Below are 18,381 nucleotides of genomic sequence, written 5' to 3' on the forward strand. Positions count from 1 at the left end.
GTATTGTGAAGCCGTGACTTTGCAAATGCAGCCGGGCCTTTGGGGATGGAGCCGCCCAGTGTTCAAGCGGTGCGGGTTGCTGCTGTGTTTCGGGCTGGGATTGACTGCGGCGACGGCGCTGGGAAATTCCAACTCCTTAAACTGGGATCGCGCCAGTGGCACCGTCACTGCGGATCTGCAAAAAGTGAGGCTCATGGAGCTGTTGGAGGACATCGCCGGCCAATCTGGTTGGCAGGTCTTCGTGGAGCCAGACGATAATTTTCAGACCTCGGCAAAATTCCAAAACCTGCGCACGGGTGAAGCGTTACGACGATTGTTCGGCAGTATTAATTACGCGGTGGTACCGCAGACGAACGGCGTGCCGCGGCTTTACGTCTTTCGCACCGCCATGCAGAACGCGGTGCGATCAGTGACCGAGTCCAAGACCGTGCGCAAACCGGAAGCGCGCCGGGTGCCGAATGAGTTGGTTCTGCGTTTGAAGCCGGGCACCGACGCGGAAGCGCTCGCCAAATTGTTGGGTGGCAAAATTGTGGGAACCATTCCTGAATTGAACGCTTATCGAATCCAGTTTGACGATGAAGCGGCAACGGAATCGGCCCGTAGCCAATTAGCCGGAAATCCGGAGGTGGTCGGGGTGGAAGATAATTATTACGTGGATCTGCCACAAGCACCGCAATCGTTGAGGGTGTGATTGGAAGTGACGGTCAATTGAGGCCGAGTTTTGGCGTGGACCAGTAGCGCGACCAGAGTTGGTTGGCGCGGGCCACGCGTAGGCCTAGCATGGCTTCGGCGTTGGTTTCCTTCCACCAACTGCCCGCCAGTTTGAGCCGTTGTTGAATCACATGCCGATGGCCGCTTTCAATCTCGCCGGAGCCGATCTCCAGTCCCGCCGTCCGTGCGCCCGCATAGTCCAGATGCGCCCGCCGTTCGCTCAAGTAGCGGTACGCCGCCCGCACGGGCGCGGTCGGCACGCCTTCGGGTTCGAGGTGCGCAGTCAACGCCCGCAGCACGGCCGACACCTTGTTTTCCAGCAACCGGCTTTGTTGGCGGCGGCGCCAGCGTTCGGGATTTTTGGGGTGAATCACCGTCGCGGCCGCCGCGAGGTATTCGCTCACGTGGTAGAAGTCCAACAAGTAATCACCTTGCGCGCCGAACTGTTCCTGGAACTGGGTGAGAATCCAGGCCGCCCCGTCGCCCACCCCATGGACGTGCGTGCGTGCGCCCAGCCCGGCGGCTTGGGCCGTGGCCCGCCACATCGCGCCAGCCAGCGTCACGCTGCCCAAGGTGGCGCCGTAGCAGGGCGTGGCCGAGTCTTTGGGCCGAGCCAGACACAAACGCGCTTCGCGCCAGATGAGTTGTTTGCCGCAGCGACGATCTTCGCTGTGGGTGGGCGGCACCATGATGGGAATCAGACTGCCGTCCAGTTGCGTGACCAGCGTGCGGACCGCGCGTTTGGGCGGCGTGACGGCCAAGGCGCTGATCCGCGCCCCGTGCGCCAAGGTGTGCTGGCGCACCGCTGTGGCCGTCACGTCCAGCCCGTAGTGTTCCCGCACGCGTTGAGCGGCGCGGGCAAAACTTTCCTCGGCCCCGAAATCCACCAGCGCCCGTTGCAACCGCCGCGAACGGCCGCGCGGATTCACCCTGGCCCGTTGGCAGAAGGGGCGCAACAACCGGCCGCGCCGGCCCAGCCGCCATTGCGTCTCCTGGACTTCCACCCACCCAAAGGTGGTCTGCCACGTCAGTCTTTTTTTTTACCGTAGTGAATGGCATCCGGATGGCGCTGGGGCACCTGGGCTTGGGTGTGGGCCTCGGCTTCGCGGGCCCACTGGCCCAAAAGCTCCTGAGCCAATTGGCGCACCTGCGCGCTCACGCGCGCTTCGGCTTCATCGGCGGTGCAGTCGTCGGTGACGGATTGGTCGAGCGTATCGGCCAGTTCGTGCAGCCGTGCCAGCACGTCGGGCCGATGCGCCAACCGCTCTTCCAGGGATCGGCGGGAAGGGGAAACGTTTTTGGATTTCGGTCGTTCATCGTTCATGAACCACTTCAAATATACAAAATCGTTCCAAGGCGCCAGGGCTAAATCACTTACAAAAAATTAGCCTTTGACCGTCACTTCCAATCACACCCAATCGTTGACGGGACTGGCCGCGCTATCGCCGCGCTTGAGTTTGGACCCGGCGCGAGCAGACGGCAACAACGTGGTGGTGGCGTTTGTGGATACGACATTGCAACCACTCGGACCGCTGGAACAATTTGTGAAAGAGCGCATCTCCGTAGCCGGTGAGGCCGCGTTGAATGATGGCGTGCCGACCCACGCCACCGCGATGGTGAGCGATTTTTATCAAGTCATCGAAAGTTCAGGTAACGGCAGCACTTCGGTGCGCGTCATTTCGGTGGATGTGTTCGGCGCAACCGGGTCAGCCAATACCTTTAACGTCGCGTTGGGATTGATCACCGCTGGAAATCAAAGCCCCTACCTGATTAATGCCAGCCTGGGCGGCTATGGTGACAGCCCCGTTTTGCGAGATGCCGTGCAACAATTATCGCAGCATAACATTCCGGTTTTCGCGGCGATCGGGAACGATGCGAGCACCACCCCGTTTTATCCAGCGGCCTATCCGGAAGTTATCTCCGTAACCGCGCTTCAGCGGAGCGGGGAATTGGCGAATTACGCCAACCGGGGAACTGTCGCCGACCTGGCGGCTCCCGGAATGGTTGTTTTTGGCTATAACGGATTGGTTTTTGGCTCGCAAGGAACCTCTGTGTCGTCGGCTTCTGCCGCCGGCGTGGCGGCGGGAATAGCGGCGGCCACCGGCGATCCGTGGAGTAAAATTATTTCGACGTTGCAGAAAACGTTGGCGGTACCGGGGGCAGGGAAATAGCTCCGCATCGGGAGCAGTGAATCAGTGCGCGGCACAGCCGATTTTACCGAAAATCACGGCATAAACCGCAATCGCTCCCAGCAAAAGCGCTGGTTTTCCTTGCACCAACAGTAAAATGCCCCAAACGAAAGCGGTAATCAGAGCCAGATGCACCACGATGGCTGCGGTCAACTTCATGTCCGTGATGTTACCAACTAATCTCCTCGACGCAAGGAATGGTTCGCTACAGAGGCGATATAGCGATATGCGCCTTGTGGCTCACTGGCAAATTCCTCATCCCGTCTGAACCAGTCCGACCCCGTCAAAACGGTATTAATTTGCTTGCTAATTTTATGAAGATTGTTTAATTTCCGTGTCATTCACTGGCTGCCGGCTGTTCGCGGCAGATAACGTAAGTTACGTCAAAACTAAAATCCGCGATCATGAAAAAAACATTATTGATTGTAAGCATGCTGCTGTTCGGGCTGACGTTTGCCGTTCATGCCGATGAAACTGCGGCCAAGAAAAGCGAACGCGCAAAGCGCACCAAGTTGACCACAGAACAGCAGACGCTGCGGAAGCAGTTGATCGAGAAATACGATACCAACAAAAACCGTCGCTTGGACAAGACCGAGCGCTCGAAGATGAGCGCAGAGGATTCCAAGAAATGGGAGAGCGTCAGCGCCCCGGCCAAGTCCAAGGCCGCCACTGACTCCAAGAAGGCAAAGGAATAAGCCGTAATTGTTCCGCCGTTCTTTTATTCAAGCTCCAGTCCGACCCTCGGATTGGAGTTTTTTATTTGGCGGTGTGGAGGTTGCGAACCGCGGGTCGGCTGAGTTTGCCGGTCCGGCTCACCGCCGTGACGGCAATGGCCTCAACCTCTGGCGACTTGACGTCGGCAGAGCGAACTCCGCCGGGAAAAATCTCCGTGCGCCAGCGTTGATTGCGTCGGGCTTGAACCACCCATAATGCTGGCGTGGAATTGTCACCGTGGCTCCAGCTTACCCGGCCCGGCTGGCGCTCGTTAATGTTCAAAGTCGGTGGTTGTGGTTCGGCGCCACCCAACCAGGGCACGGCTGGAATCAGGGCTGGCTCAGCGTAACTCGTCCGCGCCAGCTTGGTTTTCAGGTCGTTGTTCTTCATGAGGCTTTTCATGTTCCAATGAATGTGCCCCGCACTGACCGGTTGTTTCGCCGCCAAACCAATTTGCGCCAGAATTTCCTCCGCAGGCCATTCCCGCGCGGTCTTGGTGGTATTCAGGCCCGGCCAGATGTGGCGTTGCCGGGGATTTTGTTGATTCCACCAATCCAGCAAAATTGGGAAACTCTGTTCCGGGGCGTTGATGCTCCAATAGAGTTGCGGCGCAAAATAGTCCAACCAGCCGTTCATCAACCATTGGCGCGCGTCGGCGTAGAGGCGGGCATACGCGTCAAAACCCTTGATGGAAGGCGGATGACCGGGCCGCCAGATTCCGAAAGGGCTGACTCCGAATTTTACCCACGGCTTGGTCGCCTTGATGGACTCGTTGACGCGCTTGACGAACTGATTGACGTTTTCACGTCGCCAATCATCACGGCTCAACCCGCTGCGGACTCCATACTTTTGCCAGCTTGCTTCGTCCGGGAAGGGTAAATTATTGCCGCGCGCATCCTTTTCCTCGTACGGATAGAAATAATCATCGAAGTGAACGCCATCCACGTCGTAGCGCTTGACGACGTCCAGCACGACGTTGAGCGAATAATCCCGCACCGCCGGCTCGCCGGGGTCCAGCCAGAGGTAGCGGCCATATTTGCGCACCAACTCAGGATGCGTTTTGCTGATGTGAGTGGATGCGACGGGGGAGAACGCATTGAAATGATGCGCGCGATAGGGATTAAACCAAGCGTGCAATTCCAAGCCGCGCCGGTGAGCCTCGGTCACCGCGAACGCCAGCGGGTCGTAGAAGGGCGCGGGCGGGCGGCCCATCTGACCGGTGAGATATTCCGACCACGGCTCCAATTTTGAGGCGTACAACGCATCGCAAGCCGGGCGCACTTGCAGGATGATCGCGTTCATTTTCAGTTGCGCCGCCTGGTTCAGCAGGGCCAGCAACTCCGCCTTTTGCTCGGCGACCGGCAATCCGGGCTTGGACGGCCAGTCAATGTTGCCAACGCTGGCCACCCAGGCGCCGCGAAATTCGCGCCGTGGCGGTGGTGGTGATGACGTTGATTGCGAGACGCCGTTTGAAGACGCCAGCGCCAGCAGGACGACTCCGCCAAGCAAGGCTGGGAAGAATTGTATCCTGGAAAAACGGAGTTTCACCCGGTGGAAATACCAATTTGGGTGGGTCGCTTCAACCTTGAACCCGTCGGTTCAACGAATTCTTCGAAAAGTTTGATTGTCTTCCCCGGATGATTGTCAATATGTTGTCGCACACATTTAATCGAATAAGCGTGTTGGCGAAAGCCGTCAGAGCCATTCATTGAGACAATTAAAACATGATGCATATCAAGCCCACCACTACGGAGACCATCGGTCAGTCACTAACGCGCCGTTCATTTCTTAAGCGCTCGGCGGCCACCGCCGGAGTCTTGTCGGTCGCGCCGTTCAACATTCTCACGGCGGCCAATGCCGGCGACCAGATCCGCTGCGTGCAAATCGGCTGCGGTTCGCGCGGCATGTCGCATCTCAACGCGGTGTTGAAGGAGAACATCGTGGCCCTGGTGGACGTGGATGAAAAACGCCATGCGGTGGCCAAAAAATTATTGCAGGGGAAAAATCACGATCCGGAGAAAATCAAAACCTTCACGGATTACCGTCGAATGTTTGATGCGCTCGGCAAGGATTTTGACGCCGTGTTCATCGCCAGTCCGAACCATCATCACGCCCTGCCGTCCCTGATCGCCATGCAACTGGGCAAGCACGTGTATTGCGAGAAACCGGTCTGCCACGACATTGGCGAAGCGCGGGCGATGCGCGCCATGGCGGCGCGAACGAAAGTCGCGACGCAGATGGGCACACAAGGCCATTGCGAGGATGGCTACCGCAAATTATGCGAGTACATCTGGAGCGGAGTGATTGGTAAAGTTACGGAAACGCACAGTTGGACCGATCGCTCCAATGGCGGCGTCGGCCCGCGTCCCCCCACAGAACCCGTTCCCGAAGGAATGAATTGGGACGCCTGGATCGGGCCGGCCCCCTATCGTGATTTTCACGGTGATCTGCATCCGCACGAATGGCACGGGTGGTATGACTTCGGCAATGGTTCGATTGGCAACATGGGCTGCCACGTTTTGGACGGCGTCTATTGGGCGTTGAAGGTGCAGCATCCCACCAGCATTGAAGTCGAACAACTGCGCGGCGGCAGTGACGAGCGTTACCCCACCGGTTCGCGAGTGCGTTGGGACATCCCGGCGCGCGGCGAGATGCCCGCGCTCAAGGCGTATTGGTATGAGGGACTGAACCCTTCCACTCAGGGCGCGGCCGACGGGGTGTTGCGCACCGCCAAAGGAGCGAACCGCTATCTGCCCCAACACCTGTTGGAGTTGATTAAAAAGTATCCCGATGAGGAGCTTGATAGTGGCGACAGCGGCAGCATTTACATTGGAGAGAAAGGCGTTATTTACACCGGCACCTACGGCAATCGCATGCACCTTGTGCCCTATGCGAAAATGAAGGAAACCCCGGAGCCGCCCCAGATGCTGCCGCGTCCGAAAGGAGTATTCGTGGATTTCCTGGATGCCATCAGGGCCGGTAAGACTGAAACTGCGTCCAACTTCGATTACGGGACTCAACTAACGGAATTTGTTTTGTTGGCCAATCTCGCGATGCACGCGGGTGCGGGCAACAAGGTGATGTGGGACGGTCCGGGAATGAAAGTTACCAACATCCCTGAGTTGAACGCGTGGGTAACCCGAAAAAATCGCGCGGGCTGGAACGCTTGATGGCGTAGGGCTGTCGCAGTTCAAGATGCTGCCGTACGGAGGTCCGACGCCTGACGTCGGCGGCTACTGGAATACGCGAAACGTTCCGATACCTGGGTAAGCTGGCTCGAATACCAAGTTGATCGGCTGCGCTTGATGGAGATCAACGCAAGGCGAGATCGAGTATCTGCTGCGCCTCGGCAATAATGCTTTCGAGATGCGTGCCGCCCTTGAAACTTTCCGCGTATATTTTGTAAATGTTTTCCGTGCCCGAGGGACGCGCCGCGAACCATCCATTTTCAGCGCAAACTTTCAAACCGCCGATTTCTGCCTGATTGCCGGGGGCGCGGGTCAGTTTTTGAGTGATGGCTTCTCCGGCCAGTGTGCTCGTGGTCACCGCATCTGGCGTCAGTTTTTTGAACGCGCGTTTTTGCTCCGGCGTCGTCGGCACGTCAATGCGTCGGTAACTTGGCGCGCCAAATTTGCGGGTCAGTTCATTGTAGTGTTCGCCCGGGTCTTTGCCGGTCGTTGCGCAAATCTCAGCTGCCAGCAGGCCGAGGATCAACCCATCTTTATCCGTGCTCCAGACGCGTCCATCGTGGCGCAGGAAACTTGCGCCGGCGCTTTCTTCACCGCCAAAGCATACCGACCCGTCCGCCAGTCCGGGGGCAAACCACTTGAAACCAACGGGCACTTCCATGAGCCGCCGCTCTCGCGCTGCGACCACGCGATCTATAATGCCGCTGCTGACCAGCGTCTTGCCAATGGCCGACGTCTTCTTCCAGTGCGGGCGATGCGTCAGCAGGTAATCTATCGCGACCGCAAGATAATGATTGGGGTTCAGCAAGCCACTGGTTGGAGTGACGATGCCGTGCCGATCGGAATCGGGGTCGTTGCCGAACGCTACATCGAATTTGTCTTTTAATTTCACCAGTCCAGCCATGGCGTCCGGGCTGGAGCAGTCCATGCGGATTTTGCCGTCGTGATCCACGGTCATGAAGCCGAATTGCGGGTCCACCTTGGTATTCACCACCGTGATGTTTAATCCATACGCCTCGATTACCGGTTGCCAGTAGGCCAGCGCCGCGCCGCCAAGTGGATCTATTCCAATGCGCACCCCCGCGCGGTGGATCGCCGCCAGGTCAATGACTTCCGCCAATGTGCTGACGTACGGAGTGATGAAATCAAACTGATGCACATTCTCCGCGCGCCGGACCGCTGCCACCGTCAGTCGCCGCACTTCCCGGTTGTTGCCGCGCAGGATTTCATTGGCCCGGTTCTGCACCCAAGTCGTGATGTCTGTATCCGCCGGGCCGCCGTTGGGAGGATTGTATTTGAACCCGCCGTCTTCCGGCGGGTTGTGCGAAGGAGTAATCACAATGCCATCCGCCAAACCGTTCGCGCGTCCCCGGTTATAGGTCAAAATGGCGTGGGAGATGGATGGCGTGGGAGTGAATCCGTCATTCTGCTGAACAAAAACGTCCACCTCATTGGCCGCCAATACTTCCAATGCCGTGCGTTCAGCCCAGGTCGAGGCCGCGTGCGTATCTTTACCCAGGTAGAGCGGCCCGCTGATGTCGTGGCGCTTCCGATACTCGCAAATGGCTTGAGTGATCGCGAGGATATGCGTTTCCGTGAACGTGCCATGAAACGGCGAACCGCGATGCCCGCTTGTGCCGAAGCTAACGAGCTGATTGGGGTTCGTTACGTCAGGTTTCCGCTCATGGTAATCGCGTTCCAGTTGAGCGACGTCCATGAGTAAGTTGGCGGGAGCCGGTTGACCCGCAAGCGCGTTGGTTGCCATGACGACAGGAAATCAAACCAGGGACTTGCGCGCAAAACCAAAGTTGTCCGGAAGTTTGATTGCGTGCGGCTTCAAAATGTGAGGCAGCCCTTTCCGCCGTTGAAGTTGAAAACGCAGGGAAACGCGGACTGGAAATTTCCAACCCCGTTCGGCTAAGCTCATTCGCACTGAGGAATCGCTGCCATTCAAATCTTGCGCCGGGGCTGGTGTTGGCCGTCACGCTGTGGGGCGGCACCAACGTCGGGACGAAATGGTTGGTGGGATTCTGGCCGCCGATCTTCACCGGAAGCACCCGATTTTTCTTTGCGGGCCTCCTGCTGCTGCTGGTCATGCGTTGGACGCCGTGGCTGGGGGCTTTGACGCCCCGATCCCGCGAGGTAAATCGCTCCCTGTGGTGGCGGGGTGGATTGAGTCTTGCGCTCTACACGGCGGTCTTCAACTATGCGCTGCGGTTTACTTCGGCATCGCACGTGGCGTTGTATCTCGGCACGTGCTCCCGTTTGGGCGTTGTTATGGGAAGCTTATGCTGAAGGCGCCCGCATCAACTGGCGGCGTTGGATGGCCGCCTTGCTCGCGGTCAGCGGTGTGGTGGTGTTGCTCTGGCCTTCGCTGGTCGGCAGCAGCTTCCACGTCAGCCTGCCGGGAGAACTGCTCGGCATCATTGCCAGTGTGCTTTGGACCAATTACGGGTGGCAAAGTCGCAGATTTTCCGCCGGCCTGCACAGCGTCGAAATCTCCGCCCACACGATGTGGCGGGCGGGACTGTTGTTGCTACCGATTGCTCTGGGAGAAGTGATGCCCCGGCGACTGCCCGTGACCGCGTCGCTGCTCGGAGTGCAGAGTTTTTGCATTCTGGCTGGCGGCGCGCTGGCTTACGCGTTGTGGAATCGAGCTTTAACGCACTGGCCAACCGGCCGCGTTTTGTTGTTCAACAACTTGATTCCCGTAACGACCATGCTCTGGGCCTATTTTTGTTTGGGCGAACCAATTACCCCGACCTTTCTCGGCGCTCTCGGATTGATCGGAGCGGGGGTGTTATTGGGCCAGGGCAAATTCCGGTTTGGCGGGGACCACCGTTCGGACGCGAACCCGCAACATTAAACCCGCAACGAGCCGGATTCCGTCGGTCGAGCGCACTACGAACAATTGCCGGGGCGCGCTTTTCCGTGAAACGTGAATTGACCCGCAAGAGCGCTCTCGCTTTACTGTCGCCATGAAATTCGGTTACCTCGCGTTGCTAATGGTTGGTGGAATTGTTGCAGGCTGTGTCACCAGGCAACCGGACGCAAAGTTTTCAGATCCAACGGCGTTGTCCGGAACGGAGGCAGGCGAAGCATCCGCGACCGCCACCGAGACTGCGGCGATCAGTTCGCAACCATCATCGGAAAAGCCCAAGTTGCTGGTGACTCCGGAATCGCGGTTGCTGGGTAGCGTGGTAACTTTCAATCAGGCCGGACGTTTTGTGGTGCTCGATTTTCCGCCGGGCCGGATGCCCTCGCAAGAACAAACCCTCTTTGTTTATCGGCAAGGCCTCAAAGTGGGTGAAGTGCGGGTAACCGGTCCGGAGCGCGATCATAATACCGTGGCTGATTTGACCTCCGGTGAGGCGGCCAAGGGAGATGAAGTGCGCGATCAATAACGGCGACGGAATTTTGTCGTGAGCTAGGTCTGCTCTTCCTTCGAAGCTTTTTGCCCCATGGCCTTCACGGTGCTCGGCAGCGCGTTCCGCTGGTACGGCGAGTGCAAGTTAAAATAGATGCCGCAGAGCGGACGCGTCGTATCGCTCTGGCTCAAAATGATCGTGACCTGTTTATCCAGGGCGATGCCGTGGCGCATTCCGGGAGCGCGGTTTTGATAGGCGGCAATCGCCTTGGTCATCAGCGATTTCATGGCGGCCTCAAAATCTTCCGGTGTTTTTTCCAAGCAGACAATGAACTTGGCGTACGCCTTCACGGCGGCGCTGATTTCTTTTTTGAACGTCTCGATCGTCACTGGGACTAGCGTAGCGTGAAACAGGGTTTGGTGAAGTAAAAATCTGCTGGGATCAAGTGGCGGCGATCCGCAGCGCCCGGCGTTCGCCGAACAACGCCGTACCGATGCGCACGATGGTGGCGCCCTCCTCGATGGCGACTTCAAAATCGCCGCTCATGCCCATGCTCAAGTGCGGCAGCGGCGCGCCCAGTTCCGCTTCCACTCGTTGTTTGAGTTCGCGCAATTTGCGAAAGTGCGGTCGCGATTTTTCAGCGACGGGAGTGAAAGGCGGAATGGCCATCAAACCGTGAAGCTCGAGGCGGGGCAGGGCGTTGATGGCTTTCAGGTCGGCCAACAACTGTCCGGGTTGATATCCGAACTTGCTGCTCTCACCCGCGACGTTCACCTCGAGCAGAATGGGCGTCGTCTTGCCCAGTTGCTCGGCGCGTTTGTTGATTTCCTGGGCGAGCGCCAGGCGGTCCACGCTTTGAATCATTTCAAACAGCTCCACGGCGTCGCGGCATTTGTTCGATTGCAAATGACCAATCAAATGCCAGTGCGCCTGGCGCGGCGAATTCGGAATTTTCGCTTTTGCTTCCTGGACTTTATTCTCGCCAAAGCAAACCAAGCCCGCCGCCACCGCTTCCCGGATCGTTTCAGCCGGATGGGTTTTGGACACCGCCAGCAACTGGACGGAGCCCGTGGCGCGTCCCGATCGGCGACAGGCTTCCTGAATGCGAGATCGGATCAAAACCAGATTTTCACTCAAACTCACGATCCAACTTTACGGTGAAAACCGGCCAACGTAAATTCCTTCCATGCAGTACTGGCTCGTCAAATCCGAACCCGAAGCTTACTCCTGGGCGCAATTCGTCCGTGATGGCCAAACCGCGTGGACGGGAGTGCGGAATTACCAGGCCCGCAACCATCTGCGCGCCATGAAGCGGGGCGATCGCGTTTTCTTTTATCACAGCGTGGAAGGGCGCGAGGTGGTTGGTGTCGCCAGGGTCGTACAAGAATTTTACGCAGACCCGACCGCCGAAGCGGGGGACTGGTCTTGCGTGGATCTTGCGCCGATTCGCGCCTTGGCTCGACCGGTTTCTCTGGCCGCGCTCAAAGCCGATCGCCAGCTCAAGACTCTGCCGCTGATCAAACAATCCCGACTATCGGTATCACCCGTGAACGAAACTCAAGCCCAACGACTACTGGAGTTGGGTAAAATCAAGATGGATTGATCCCAGCCCGATGGGGTGGATTGAAGTTCCTCGCAAGCCTCAATTGAGGCGGGTGGAAATGCCGCCGCCGTCCGTGCGTGGAGTAATGGACAATGCTTTTGGCCGTGCGCTACGCCCCTTTGGAAAGCGTCGCGAGTGAGGCGAATGGATCAGGTGTCGGACGATGGCGATCCTGCCAGGCGCGCCAGCCGACCCAACCCGCCGCCGCCACCATTCCGATCCAACCAATTGTTTGCAGGATCGTGGCGATCGTGGTGTCGTAGGCCAGCAGGTTCCAGCGGTTGAGGATGCGATGCCAATCGTGATCGCCCCCGCCGACCAGCGGCAGCACTTGCGCGCGCGCATCGGCCAGGTAGCGGGCAACGTTCAACCAGTTTTCAAAAAACCAAATCCACGCGCCCGCGAAGGAAAGCGTCTGATTTTTACGCCAAAAATGGACGGCCAGTGCCACGGGGAAAAATAACTGTCCGATGGTGCCGCCATAGGTTTCCAGGCGGTTGCTCAATAAACCGATCAGGGGGTGTCCCGCTTCGTGGAATAGCAGGTTCGCGTGGTCAACGAGGAAAACGAATCCAGGTTCGGAAAAGAAAATCAGCAGGAAAAATAGTCCGAGTCCGATGCCAAATCCGACCAGCCGACCGAGGGTGACGATGCTCCATGGTTTTGCCGCCATGTCCGGATCTGAGCCGGATGTGTGCCAGAGGAATGGTTTAATCCCCCTTGCTGCCGCCGGCACCGCCAAACGGAGCGTGGCCTTGATACTCCAGTAACGGGCCAGCGTTGGCCATTTGTTCGGCTGTTTCTGGTTCGCTATCCAAATCAATGGTGCCAAAATCCTGGCCGCTTTGCTTCAGTGCTGAACGAATGGCCGGGGAGAACCAAAAGCGCTGTTTGCCGCTGGAGTTTTTGCTGCCTTCCTTGATCAGGCGGAAGTGGCCGGTGTCATTGGATTCCAACACGTTCCGCTCCACCAGTTGGCGGAGACTCGGCACGGCCCAATGCTCATCTTCCCGGTAACGCCACTTGCCTCCGGCGCGGCGGCAAATTTCCTTCCGCGAAACGAAATCATCAGGTGACTGTTTCAGGTATTGGCAGATGAGTGTTTGATCGGCGTCCATAATTCAATTACGCGATCACTTTACCCCGCCCGGTTGAATCCACCATGAGAGGATGCCGGATTTGGCGCTCCGGAAAAACGAAACTTTATCCCCGGGAATTTCCCTGGGCCGTTGATTTTTGGGGTTGGCGCGAAGGCGGTCGCAGTTACTGAACGGCCTGGCGCATGGCCGCAAACAGGTTCTTGCCCGTGTCCTGCGAGACCGGTTTCTTGTTTTTCCCGGATTCGATCTCGATCAGTTCCGGCGGAAATTCCTTGAGAAATTGCGATGGGTGGCAGGGCAGGACCTGCCCGTATTTTTTACGACCGGCGCAATGACTCATGGTCAAGCTGGCCATCGCGCGGGTCACGGCCACATAGAGCAACCGGCGTTCTTCATCCAACGTGCCTTCGGTCTTGGAGCGCGAGTGCGGGAGCAAACCCTCCTCCAGACCCACCAGGTAAACGTGCGGAAACTCCAGGCCTTTGCACGAGTGAATGGTAATCAGCGTCACGGCGTTGTGAGCGGTTTCCTGGTCGTCCTCCCGATTCGTATCGAGCGTGACGGTTTCCAGAAATTCGAGCAGTTGATCCGACAAAGGCGTGCCCGGCGTGACGTGATCGTCCATTGTCGCGATAAAATCCTTCAGGTTGCGCACGCGGTTTTCCGCGGATTCAGGCTGCTTCTCCAGCCGCCGCAATTCAGCATAATAACCGAGTTGCGTCAGCAGTTGGTCCGTCCAGGCCGCGAGCGAACCGTTACTCACATCCGGCGCGGCTTGCGGACCATCTGACGTGCGGACGGACGATGGCGTTCCCAAATGTTTCAGCGCGCTTTGGTGTTGTTCGACCAGCGTGACAAAGGACGCAATGGCGCTTTGCGTTCGCGCGGGTAACGCGGTCGTGGCCACGGGATTCTTCATGGTGGCAAAGACCGAGCTGCCGCGTTCCTGGCTGGCCGCGAGCAGTTGTTCCCTGGTGACATCGCTCAATCCGCGCGCCGGCACGTTGGCGATGCGCAACAGGCTGATGTCATCGTGCGGATTGAGGAACGTCTTCAGGTAGGCGAGCAGATCGCGAATTTCGCGCCGATCAAAAAAGCTTTGCCCGCCAATCAGATGATAGCGCACCCCGGCGGCGCGCAGGGCCGTTTCCAGAGGGCGCGATTGCTGATTCGTGCGGAACAGAATGGCGTGATCCGACCAGGGCGTTCGCTGCGCCAGCCGCTTGAATTCTATGGCGGCGACCGTTTCCCGGGCCTCCTCTTCATCGGTCGCAAAGTGGCGGAGTAAAACCTTCGCGCCCGTGCCTTTCGTTGACCAGAGCGTTTTGGCCCGCCGTCGGACGTTGTTCTTAATGAGCGCGTTGGCGGCGGTCAGGATGGTATTGGTCGAGCGATAATTCTGCTCCAGCTTGATGAGTTTTACCTCGGGGAAATGCTGCTCCAAATTGAGCAGGTTTGCGATTTCCGCGCCGCGCCAACCGTAAATGCTTTGGTCGTCGTCGCCCACCACGCAAAAATTGCGGTGCTTTTGGGTCAAGGCGTGGACCAGCTCGAACTGCGCCGCGTTGGTGTCCTGATACTCGTCCACCATGACGTAGCGATATTGTTGGCGACAGGCTTCCAGCGCGTCGGCGTGTTCGCGAAACAACCGCAGCGTCAGCAAAATCAGATCGTCGAAATCCACCGCGTTACAGGCGCGCAGGGCGGATTCGTAACGTCGGGCGATGTGTTGCGCGAGCGCATGGGCTTCCGAGTCGGCTCCGGCGAGAGCGCGGCCACCGCTGTTCTTGAACCGGCTCAACAAGGTCAGGACGGCGGCAGGGTCGGCCTTCTCGCCGCGAGTCGAAATACTGGCGAGAATTTTTTTGACCGCGCCGAGTTGCTCCGACTCGTCATAAATGACGAAGTCGCGTTTGTAGCCGAGTTTTTCAATGTGTCGCCGCAAGATTCGCACGCAGAGCGAGTGGAAGGTGCAGATGGTCGGACGTTGGCGCGCAGTTGAAGCCCGATCAGAACCGTTGGCCGCTGAGGCTGTCAGGGATTTCGGAAGGAGCGGGCGGATACGCGCCTGCATTTCGCGCGCGGCCTTGTTGGTAAACGTGACGGCGAGAATGTTTTCCGGGGCGATCTTGCGTCGAATCAAATAGGCGATCCGGTGGGTGATCACGCGCGTCTTGCCCGTGCCCGCGCCCGCCAAGATCAGCACCGGACCGTTGATGGTTTCAACGGCCAAACGTTGCGGCGGATTGAGCGTGCTGAGATCAAACATGACGTGGAGGATTGATCATGGCCAATCCGCACCCGCAGCATTGTCTGGCGACGGAACCGGGGACGATTGGGGAGGCGGGAACTGGTTCATGGCACGGTGTAATCGAATTAAAAGGCCGCGCGCGCGGCGAGCACGTCTCGTTGAATTTGCGCCTGGAGAATTTCGAGCGAGGCGAAGCGCTGCTCATCGCGCAGCTTGTTCACCAGAGTTACCTCCAGTTCTTCACCGTAAAGGTCGCCCTGAAAATCGAGCAAATGCACTTCAACGCGCGGCCCCGGATCGGGCTGTTGGAGCGTGGGGCGAATGCCGATGTTGACCGCCGCCCGCAAGGTTTGCCGCCCCAGTTGGACGGCGGCGGCGTAAACTCCTTGCGGCGGCAGCAGCCTTTCGGTCGTATCGAGATTCGCGGTGGGGAAACCGATCTGATGTCCCAACTGATCTCCGTGGACGACGCGGCCCGCGATGGCGTAGGGGCGTCCGAGCATTTGACTCGCGGCCTCGAAATGTCCCGCGCGAATGGTCTTGCGAATCCGCGTGCTGCTGACGATTTGACCCGCCAGGGAAATCGCCGCCAGACCATGCACCTGAAATTGCAGCTCGCGACCCAAACGGCGGAGCAGGGGAACGTCGCCGCTTCGCTTATGGCCAAACAAAAAATCCGCCCCCACGCAGATGCTCTGGATCGTCCCCAGCTCGCGCCGCAACTGGCGAACGAACGCTTCGCCGGTCAACTGACTGAACTCGCGGTCGAAAGGAATTTCAAGCAACGCCTCGGCGCCGAGAGCTTCAATCGCTCGTTGTTTTTGCGGGCCTGAATAGATCAGTGGCGGCACGCGACTGGGCGCGACGATGGCGTTCGGATGCCGATCGAAAGTAATCACCAGCGCCACGGCGCCGGACTGCTGCGCGTCGCTGACCGTCTGCCGGATGATCTGTTGATGACCGAGATGCACGCCATCAAAAACCCCGATGGCCAGGCAGATTTTGCGCTGGCCTGGTTCGAGGTCTCTGGCGGCGTGAATGAGCTTCATCAACGGCAAGCTCCATTATGATAAAAAGTCAGATGCAAATTAAGAACGAAGTTGAATTTCCCGTGGCGCGAAAGTTTGGCGTCCTGGGAGGATGCGGTTTCAAATTCAAGCCGAACCGACCAATTTCAGAAAAGGAATCACGCGCTTTTCCAATGCGGCGGTTGATGCGTTCAGCAGCGCGTCCAGCGCGATGGCGTCGGCAACGTCAAATTGACCCGAAACGGTGCGGCGCAAGGCCGTCAAATGCGCGCCACAACCGAGGCGCTCCCCCAGATCGTGAGCGATCTTGCGGATGTAAGTGCCCTTGGTGCAGGCCAGTTTGAATTTGCCCAGCGGTTCGGTGTATTCCGTGAAGCGGAAGCTGTAGATGTGGATGAGGCGCGCTTCGCGTTCCACTTCCACGCCTTTGCGCGCGAGTTTGTACAGCGGCACGCCCGCCTTCTTGATTGCCGAAACCATCGGTGGCGTCTGCATTTGGTCGCCGAGAAAAGTCGCCGCTTCCGCGTTCAATTGTTCCAACGTCAGCGGCGGCACCGGCAGGGAAGCGATCAATTGTCCGGCGGCATCGTGGCTGTCCGTGCTTTCGCCGAATTTGATCGTGCCGGCATAAACTTTGTCGTCCCCCATCAGGCGTTCGGATAACTTGGTGCCGCGACCGAGAACGATGATCAGCAGGCCGGTGGCGTTGGGGTCCAAAGTGCCGCAATGCCCGACTTTTTTCAGACCAAACTGGCGACGGATGGCGTCCACCACATCGTGTGAAGTGGGGCCGGCCGGTTTATCAACGAGCAGCGCGCCATCGAGCGCGGAGAAATCTTGCATGGGCGGTCAGGTTGCGGAATTGATGGCTTTTTTAATCGCGGCAATGACGCGGCGCTGAATGGCCATTGGCCGGCCCGTAATCAAGGCGCCCGCTGCCGCCGAGTGGCCGCCGCCGCCGAATTGGCGGCAAATGTCGTTCACATTCACGCGCTTGCTTTTCGAGCGCAGACTGATCCGGATTTGTTCCGGCTCGAATTCCTCGAAGACACAGGCGACCACGACCGGTTCAATGGCCCGGATATGATCAATCAATCCTTCGGTGTCGCTGCTGCCCGCGCCCGTGCGCGCGAGGTCCACTTTTTTCAACCAAAAATAGGCGACGCGATCATCGTGGGTCAGTTTGAATTTATTGTAAACGTGCTTGAGCAGGCGCACCCGGGCGAGCGGGAACGATTGATAAACCTCCTGACAGATCCGGGCGAGATTCGCGCCATGCGTCACCAGTTCCGCGCCGACGTGGAACGTGCCGGGACGGGTGCTGGCGTATTGAAATGAGCCGGTATCGGTGCTGACGGCGGTGAACAGGCAATCCGCAATGGCCTTCGTGACGGGCCAACCCGCGGTCTTCATCAAGTGATAGATCAGTTCCCCGGTGGAGGGTTCGCGCGCCGAGACCCAGTTGATGTCGCCGTAGCGCGTGTTGCTTTCGTGATGGTCAATGTTGATCAACCGCCGGCGCTGACGGACGAATCGGGCCACCGTGCCCAGCCGTTCCAGGCTCGCGCAATCCACCGCGATCACCAGATCAAATTGCTGGCCGGCCTTCGGTTTGGCGAAGTGATGGGCGGGATCCAGAAACCGGTATTTCAACGGCATCGCGTCCTGATTCCAGCAGACGACCTGCTTGCCGTCGGCCCGCAAAGCCTGCATCAATCCCAGTTGTGAGCCGATGCAATCGCCATCCGGGCGCAGGTGTCCGACGATGCAGATCGTCTCGGCCTGTTTGATGGTGGTGAGAATTTCTTCGATGAGTTTCGCCTGCGATTTCATTAACGGTCGGACGGCTGGTTGTCTGGTGATGAAGCGTCGGGTGCGGATGCGTTTTCGAGTTCGGTCAAAATTTGCATGACGCGATCGCCACGGGCGATGGCGTCATCCACCACGAATCTAAGTTTTGGCGTGTACTTGAGGACGACGGACGCGGCCACGAGTTCCTGGATGCGAACGCGCTGTTCCTCCAACCGGAGCCGCCCACGTTTTTGCTGGTCCGCGTTTCCCAGGATGCTGAAATACACGACTGCGGATTTCAGGTCGCCGGAACATTCGACGTCGTTCACCGATATCAGGCCGACGTCCTCGAGGTTGAATTCGCGGCGGATGGCCTCGCCGATCGCGCGCTTCAATAGCTCGCGGACTCGCTGGTGTCGCAGACTGGGCATGGCAGGC

At 58.4% G+C, this 18,381-nt stretch carries 22 protein-coding genes; 8 read left to right on the forward strand and 14 right to left on the reverse strand.

Going from position 1 to position 18,381, the window contains the following annotated elements; translation table 11 throughout:
• The first annotated feature begins 25 nt into the window (after nucleotides 1-25).
• Nucleotides 26-691 (forward strand): hypothetical protein, encoded by a 666-nt coding sequence (locus tag M9920_13065; protein MCO5053222.1) that lies wholly within the window; start codon nucleotides 26-28, stop codon nucleotides 689-691.
• 13 nt (nucleotides 692-704) lie between these two features.
• Here M9920_13065 and M9920_13070 read toward each other — a convergent pair whose 3' ends face one another.
• Together M9920_13070 and M9920_13075 are read right to left on the reverse strand one after the other, a co-directional pair.
• On the reverse strand, nucleotides 705-1,715 hold the full coding sequence (locus tag M9920_13070) for a UPF0236 family protein (protein ID MCO5053223.1): 1,011 nt from the start codon (nucleotides 1,713-1,715) through the stop codon (nucleotides 705-707).
• Between the two features lie 23 nt (nucleotides 1,716-1,738).
• On the reverse strand, nucleotides 1,739-2,035 hold the full coding sequence (locus tag M9920_13075; protein ID MCO5053224.1) for a hypothetical protein: 297 nt from the start codon (nucleotides 2,033-2,035) through the stop codon (nucleotides 1,739-1,741).
• 67 nt (nucleotides 2,036-2,102) lie between these two features.
• Here M9920_13075 and M9920_13080 point away from each other — a divergent pair, with 67 nt between their 5' ends.
• Nucleotides 2,103-2,882: a S8 family serine peptidase gene (locus M9920_13080; GenBank protein MCO5053225.1), complete on the forward strand. Its 780-nt coding sequence runs from the start codon at nucleotides 2,103-2,105 to the stop codon at nucleotides 2,880-2,882.
• Between the two features lie 21 nt (nucleotides 2,883-2,903).
• On the opposite strand, the gene M9920_13085 is transcribed toward M9920_13080, so the two are convergent.
• Nucleotides 2,904-3,059, reverse strand: coding sequence for a hypothetical protein (locus M9920_13085; protein ID MCO5053226.1), 156 nt, complete (start codon nucleotides 3,057-3,059; stop codon nucleotides 2,904-2,906).
• Nucleotides 3,060-3,304: 245 nt separating this feature from the next.
• Between M9920_13085 and M9920_13090 the strand changes: the two genes are divergently transcribed.
• On the forward strand, nucleotides 3,305-3,595 hold the full coding sequence (locus M9920_13090; protein MCO5053227.1) for a hypothetical protein: 291 nt from the start codon (nucleotides 3,305-3,307) through the stop codon (nucleotides 3,593-3,595).
• A gap of 61 nt (nucleotides 3,596-3,656) precedes the next feature.
• On the opposite strand, the gene M9920_13095 is transcribed toward M9920_13090, so the two are convergent.
• The gene (locus M9920_13095) at nucleotides 3,657-5,162 is read right to left on the reverse strand and encodes a family 10 glycosylhydrolase (protein MCO5053228.1); all 1,506 of its coding nucleotides are present in this window, start codon (nucleotides 5,160-5,162) and stop codon (nucleotides 3,657-3,659) included.
• 176 nt (nucleotides 5,163-5,338) lie between these two features.
• Between M9920_13095 and M9920_13100 the strand changes: the two genes are divergently transcribed.
• On the forward strand, nucleotides 5,339-6,784 hold the full coding sequence (locus M9920_13100; protein ID MCO5053229.1) for a Gfo/Idh/MocA family oxidoreductase: 1,446 nt from the start codon (nucleotides 5,339-5,341) through the stop codon (nucleotides 6,782-6,784).
• Between the two features lie 142 nt (nucleotides 6,785-6,926).
• On the opposite strand, the gene pgm is transcribed toward M9920_13100, so the two are convergent.
• On the reverse strand, nucleotides 6,927-8,567 hold the full coding sequence (gene pgm, locus M9920_13105) for a phosphoglucomutase (alpha-D-glucose-1,6-bisphosphate-dependent) (protein ID MCO5053230.1): 1,641 nt from the start codon (nucleotides 8,565-8,567) through the stop codon (nucleotides 6,927-6,929).
• A gap of 206 nt (nucleotides 8,568-8,773) precedes the next feature.
• Here pgm and M9920_13110 point away from each other — a divergent pair, with 206 nt between their 5' ends.
• From M9920_13110 to M9920_13120, 3 genes are all read left to right on the forward strand, one after another.
• Nucleotides 8,774-9,097: an EamA family transporter gene (locus M9920_13110; GenBank protein ID MCO5053231.1), complete on the forward strand. Its 324-nt coding sequence runs from the start codon at nucleotides 8,774-8,776 to the stop codon at nucleotides 9,095-9,097.
• A gap of 28 nt (nucleotides 9,098-9,125) precedes the next feature.
• Nucleotides 9,126-9,668 (forward strand): DMT family transporter, encoded by a 543-nt coding sequence (locus tag M9920_13115; GenBank protein MCO5053232.1) that lies wholly within the window; start codon nucleotides 9,126-9,128, stop codon nucleotides 9,666-9,668.
• Nucleotides 9,669-9,780: 112 nt separating this feature from the next.
• Nucleotides 9,781-10,206, forward strand: a complete 426-nt coding sequence (locus tag M9920_13120; protein ID MCO5053233.1) for a hypothetical protein — start codon at nucleotides 9,781-9,783, stop codon at nucleotides 10,204-10,206.
• Nucleotides 10,207-10,229: 23 nt separating this feature from the next.
• On the opposite strand, the gene M9920_13125 is transcribed toward M9920_13120, so the two are convergent.
• Together M9920_13125 and M9920_13130 are read right to left on the reverse strand one after the other, a co-directional pair.
• Nucleotides 10,230-10,559: a hypothetical protein gene (locus M9920_13125; GenBank protein MCO5053234.1), complete on the reverse strand. Its 330-nt coding sequence runs from the start codon at nucleotides 10,557-10,559 to the stop codon at nucleotides 10,230-10,232.
• 52 nt (nucleotides 10,560-10,611) lie between these two features.
• On the reverse strand, nucleotides 10,612-11,313 hold the full coding sequence (locus tag M9920_13130; GenBank protein ID MCO5053235.1) for a YggS family pyridoxal phosphate-dependent enzyme: 702 nt from the start codon (nucleotides 11,311-11,313) through the stop codon (nucleotides 10,612-10,614).
• 43 nt (nucleotides 11,314-11,356) lie between these two features.
• Here M9920_13130 and M9920_13135 point away from each other — a divergent pair, with 43 nt between their 5' ends.
• Nucleotides 11,357-11,773, forward strand: a complete 417-nt coding sequence (locus M9920_13135) for an EVE domain-containing protein (GenBank protein MCO5053236.1) — start codon at nucleotides 11,357-11,359, stop codon at nucleotides 11,771-11,773.
• Between the two features lie 109 nt (nucleotides 11,774-11,882).
• On the opposite strand, the gene M9920_13140 is transcribed toward M9920_13135, so the two are convergent.
• From M9920_13140 to rbfA, 7 genes are all read right to left on the reverse strand, one after another.
• Nucleotides 11,883-12,446 (reverse strand): hypothetical protein, encoded by a 564-nt coding sequence (locus tag M9920_13140; GenBank protein ID MCO5053237.1) that lies wholly within the window; start codon nucleotides 12,444-12,446, stop codon nucleotides 11,883-11,885.
• Nucleotides 12,447-12,483: 37 nt separating this feature from the next.
• On the reverse strand, nucleotides 12,484-12,891 hold the full coding sequence (locus M9920_13145) for a hypothetical protein (protein MCO5053238.1): 408 nt from the start codon (nucleotides 12,889-12,891) through the stop codon (nucleotides 12,484-12,486).
• A 145-nt stretch (nucleotides 12,892-13,036) separates the two neighbouring features.
• Nucleotides 13,037-15,142 (reverse strand): UvrD-helicase domain-containing protein, encoded by a 2,106-nt coding sequence (locus M9920_13150; protein MCO5053239.1) that lies wholly within the window; start codon nucleotides 15,140-15,142, stop codon nucleotides 13,037-13,039.
• Nucleotides 15,143-15,249: 107 nt separating this feature from the next.
• The gene (locus M9920_13155; protein ID MCO5053240.1) at nucleotides 15,250-16,173 is read right to left on the reverse strand and encodes a bifunctional riboflavin kinase/FAD synthetase; all 924 of its coding nucleotides are present in this window, start codon (nucleotides 16,171-16,173) and stop codon (nucleotides 15,250-15,252) included.
• Between the two features lie 105 nt (nucleotides 16,174-16,278).
• A complete protein-coding gene (gene truB, locus M9920_13160; GenBank protein MCO5053241.1) occupies nucleotides 16,279-16,995 on the reverse strand; it encodes a tRNA pseudouridine(55) synthase TruB in 717 nt (238 codons plus the stop codon).
• 6 nt (nucleotides 16,996-17,001) lie between these two features.
• Complete coding sequence (locus M9920_13165; protein MCO5053242.1) at nucleotides 17,002-17,985, reverse strand: bifunctional oligoribonuclease/PAP phosphatase NrnA; 984 nt, start codon at nucleotides 17,983-17,985, stop codon at nucleotides 17,002-17,004.
• Nucleotides 17,985-18,374 carry a 30S ribosome-binding factor RbfA gene (gene rbfA / locus M9920_13170; protein MCO5053243.1) on the reverse strand — a complete coding sequence of 130 codons (390 nt, stop codon included), beginning with the start codon at nucleotides 18,372-18,374 and terminating at the stop codon, nucleotides 17,985-17,987. Before rbfA ends, M9920_13165 begins: the two co-directional genes overlap by 1 nt.
• Nucleotides 18,375-18,381: the final 7 nt, after the last annotated feature.

The organism is Verrucomicrobiia bacterium (assembly GCA_023953615.1).
Lineage (GTDB): Bacteria > Verrucomicrobiota > Verrucomicrobiia > Limisphaerales > JADLHS01 > JADLHS01.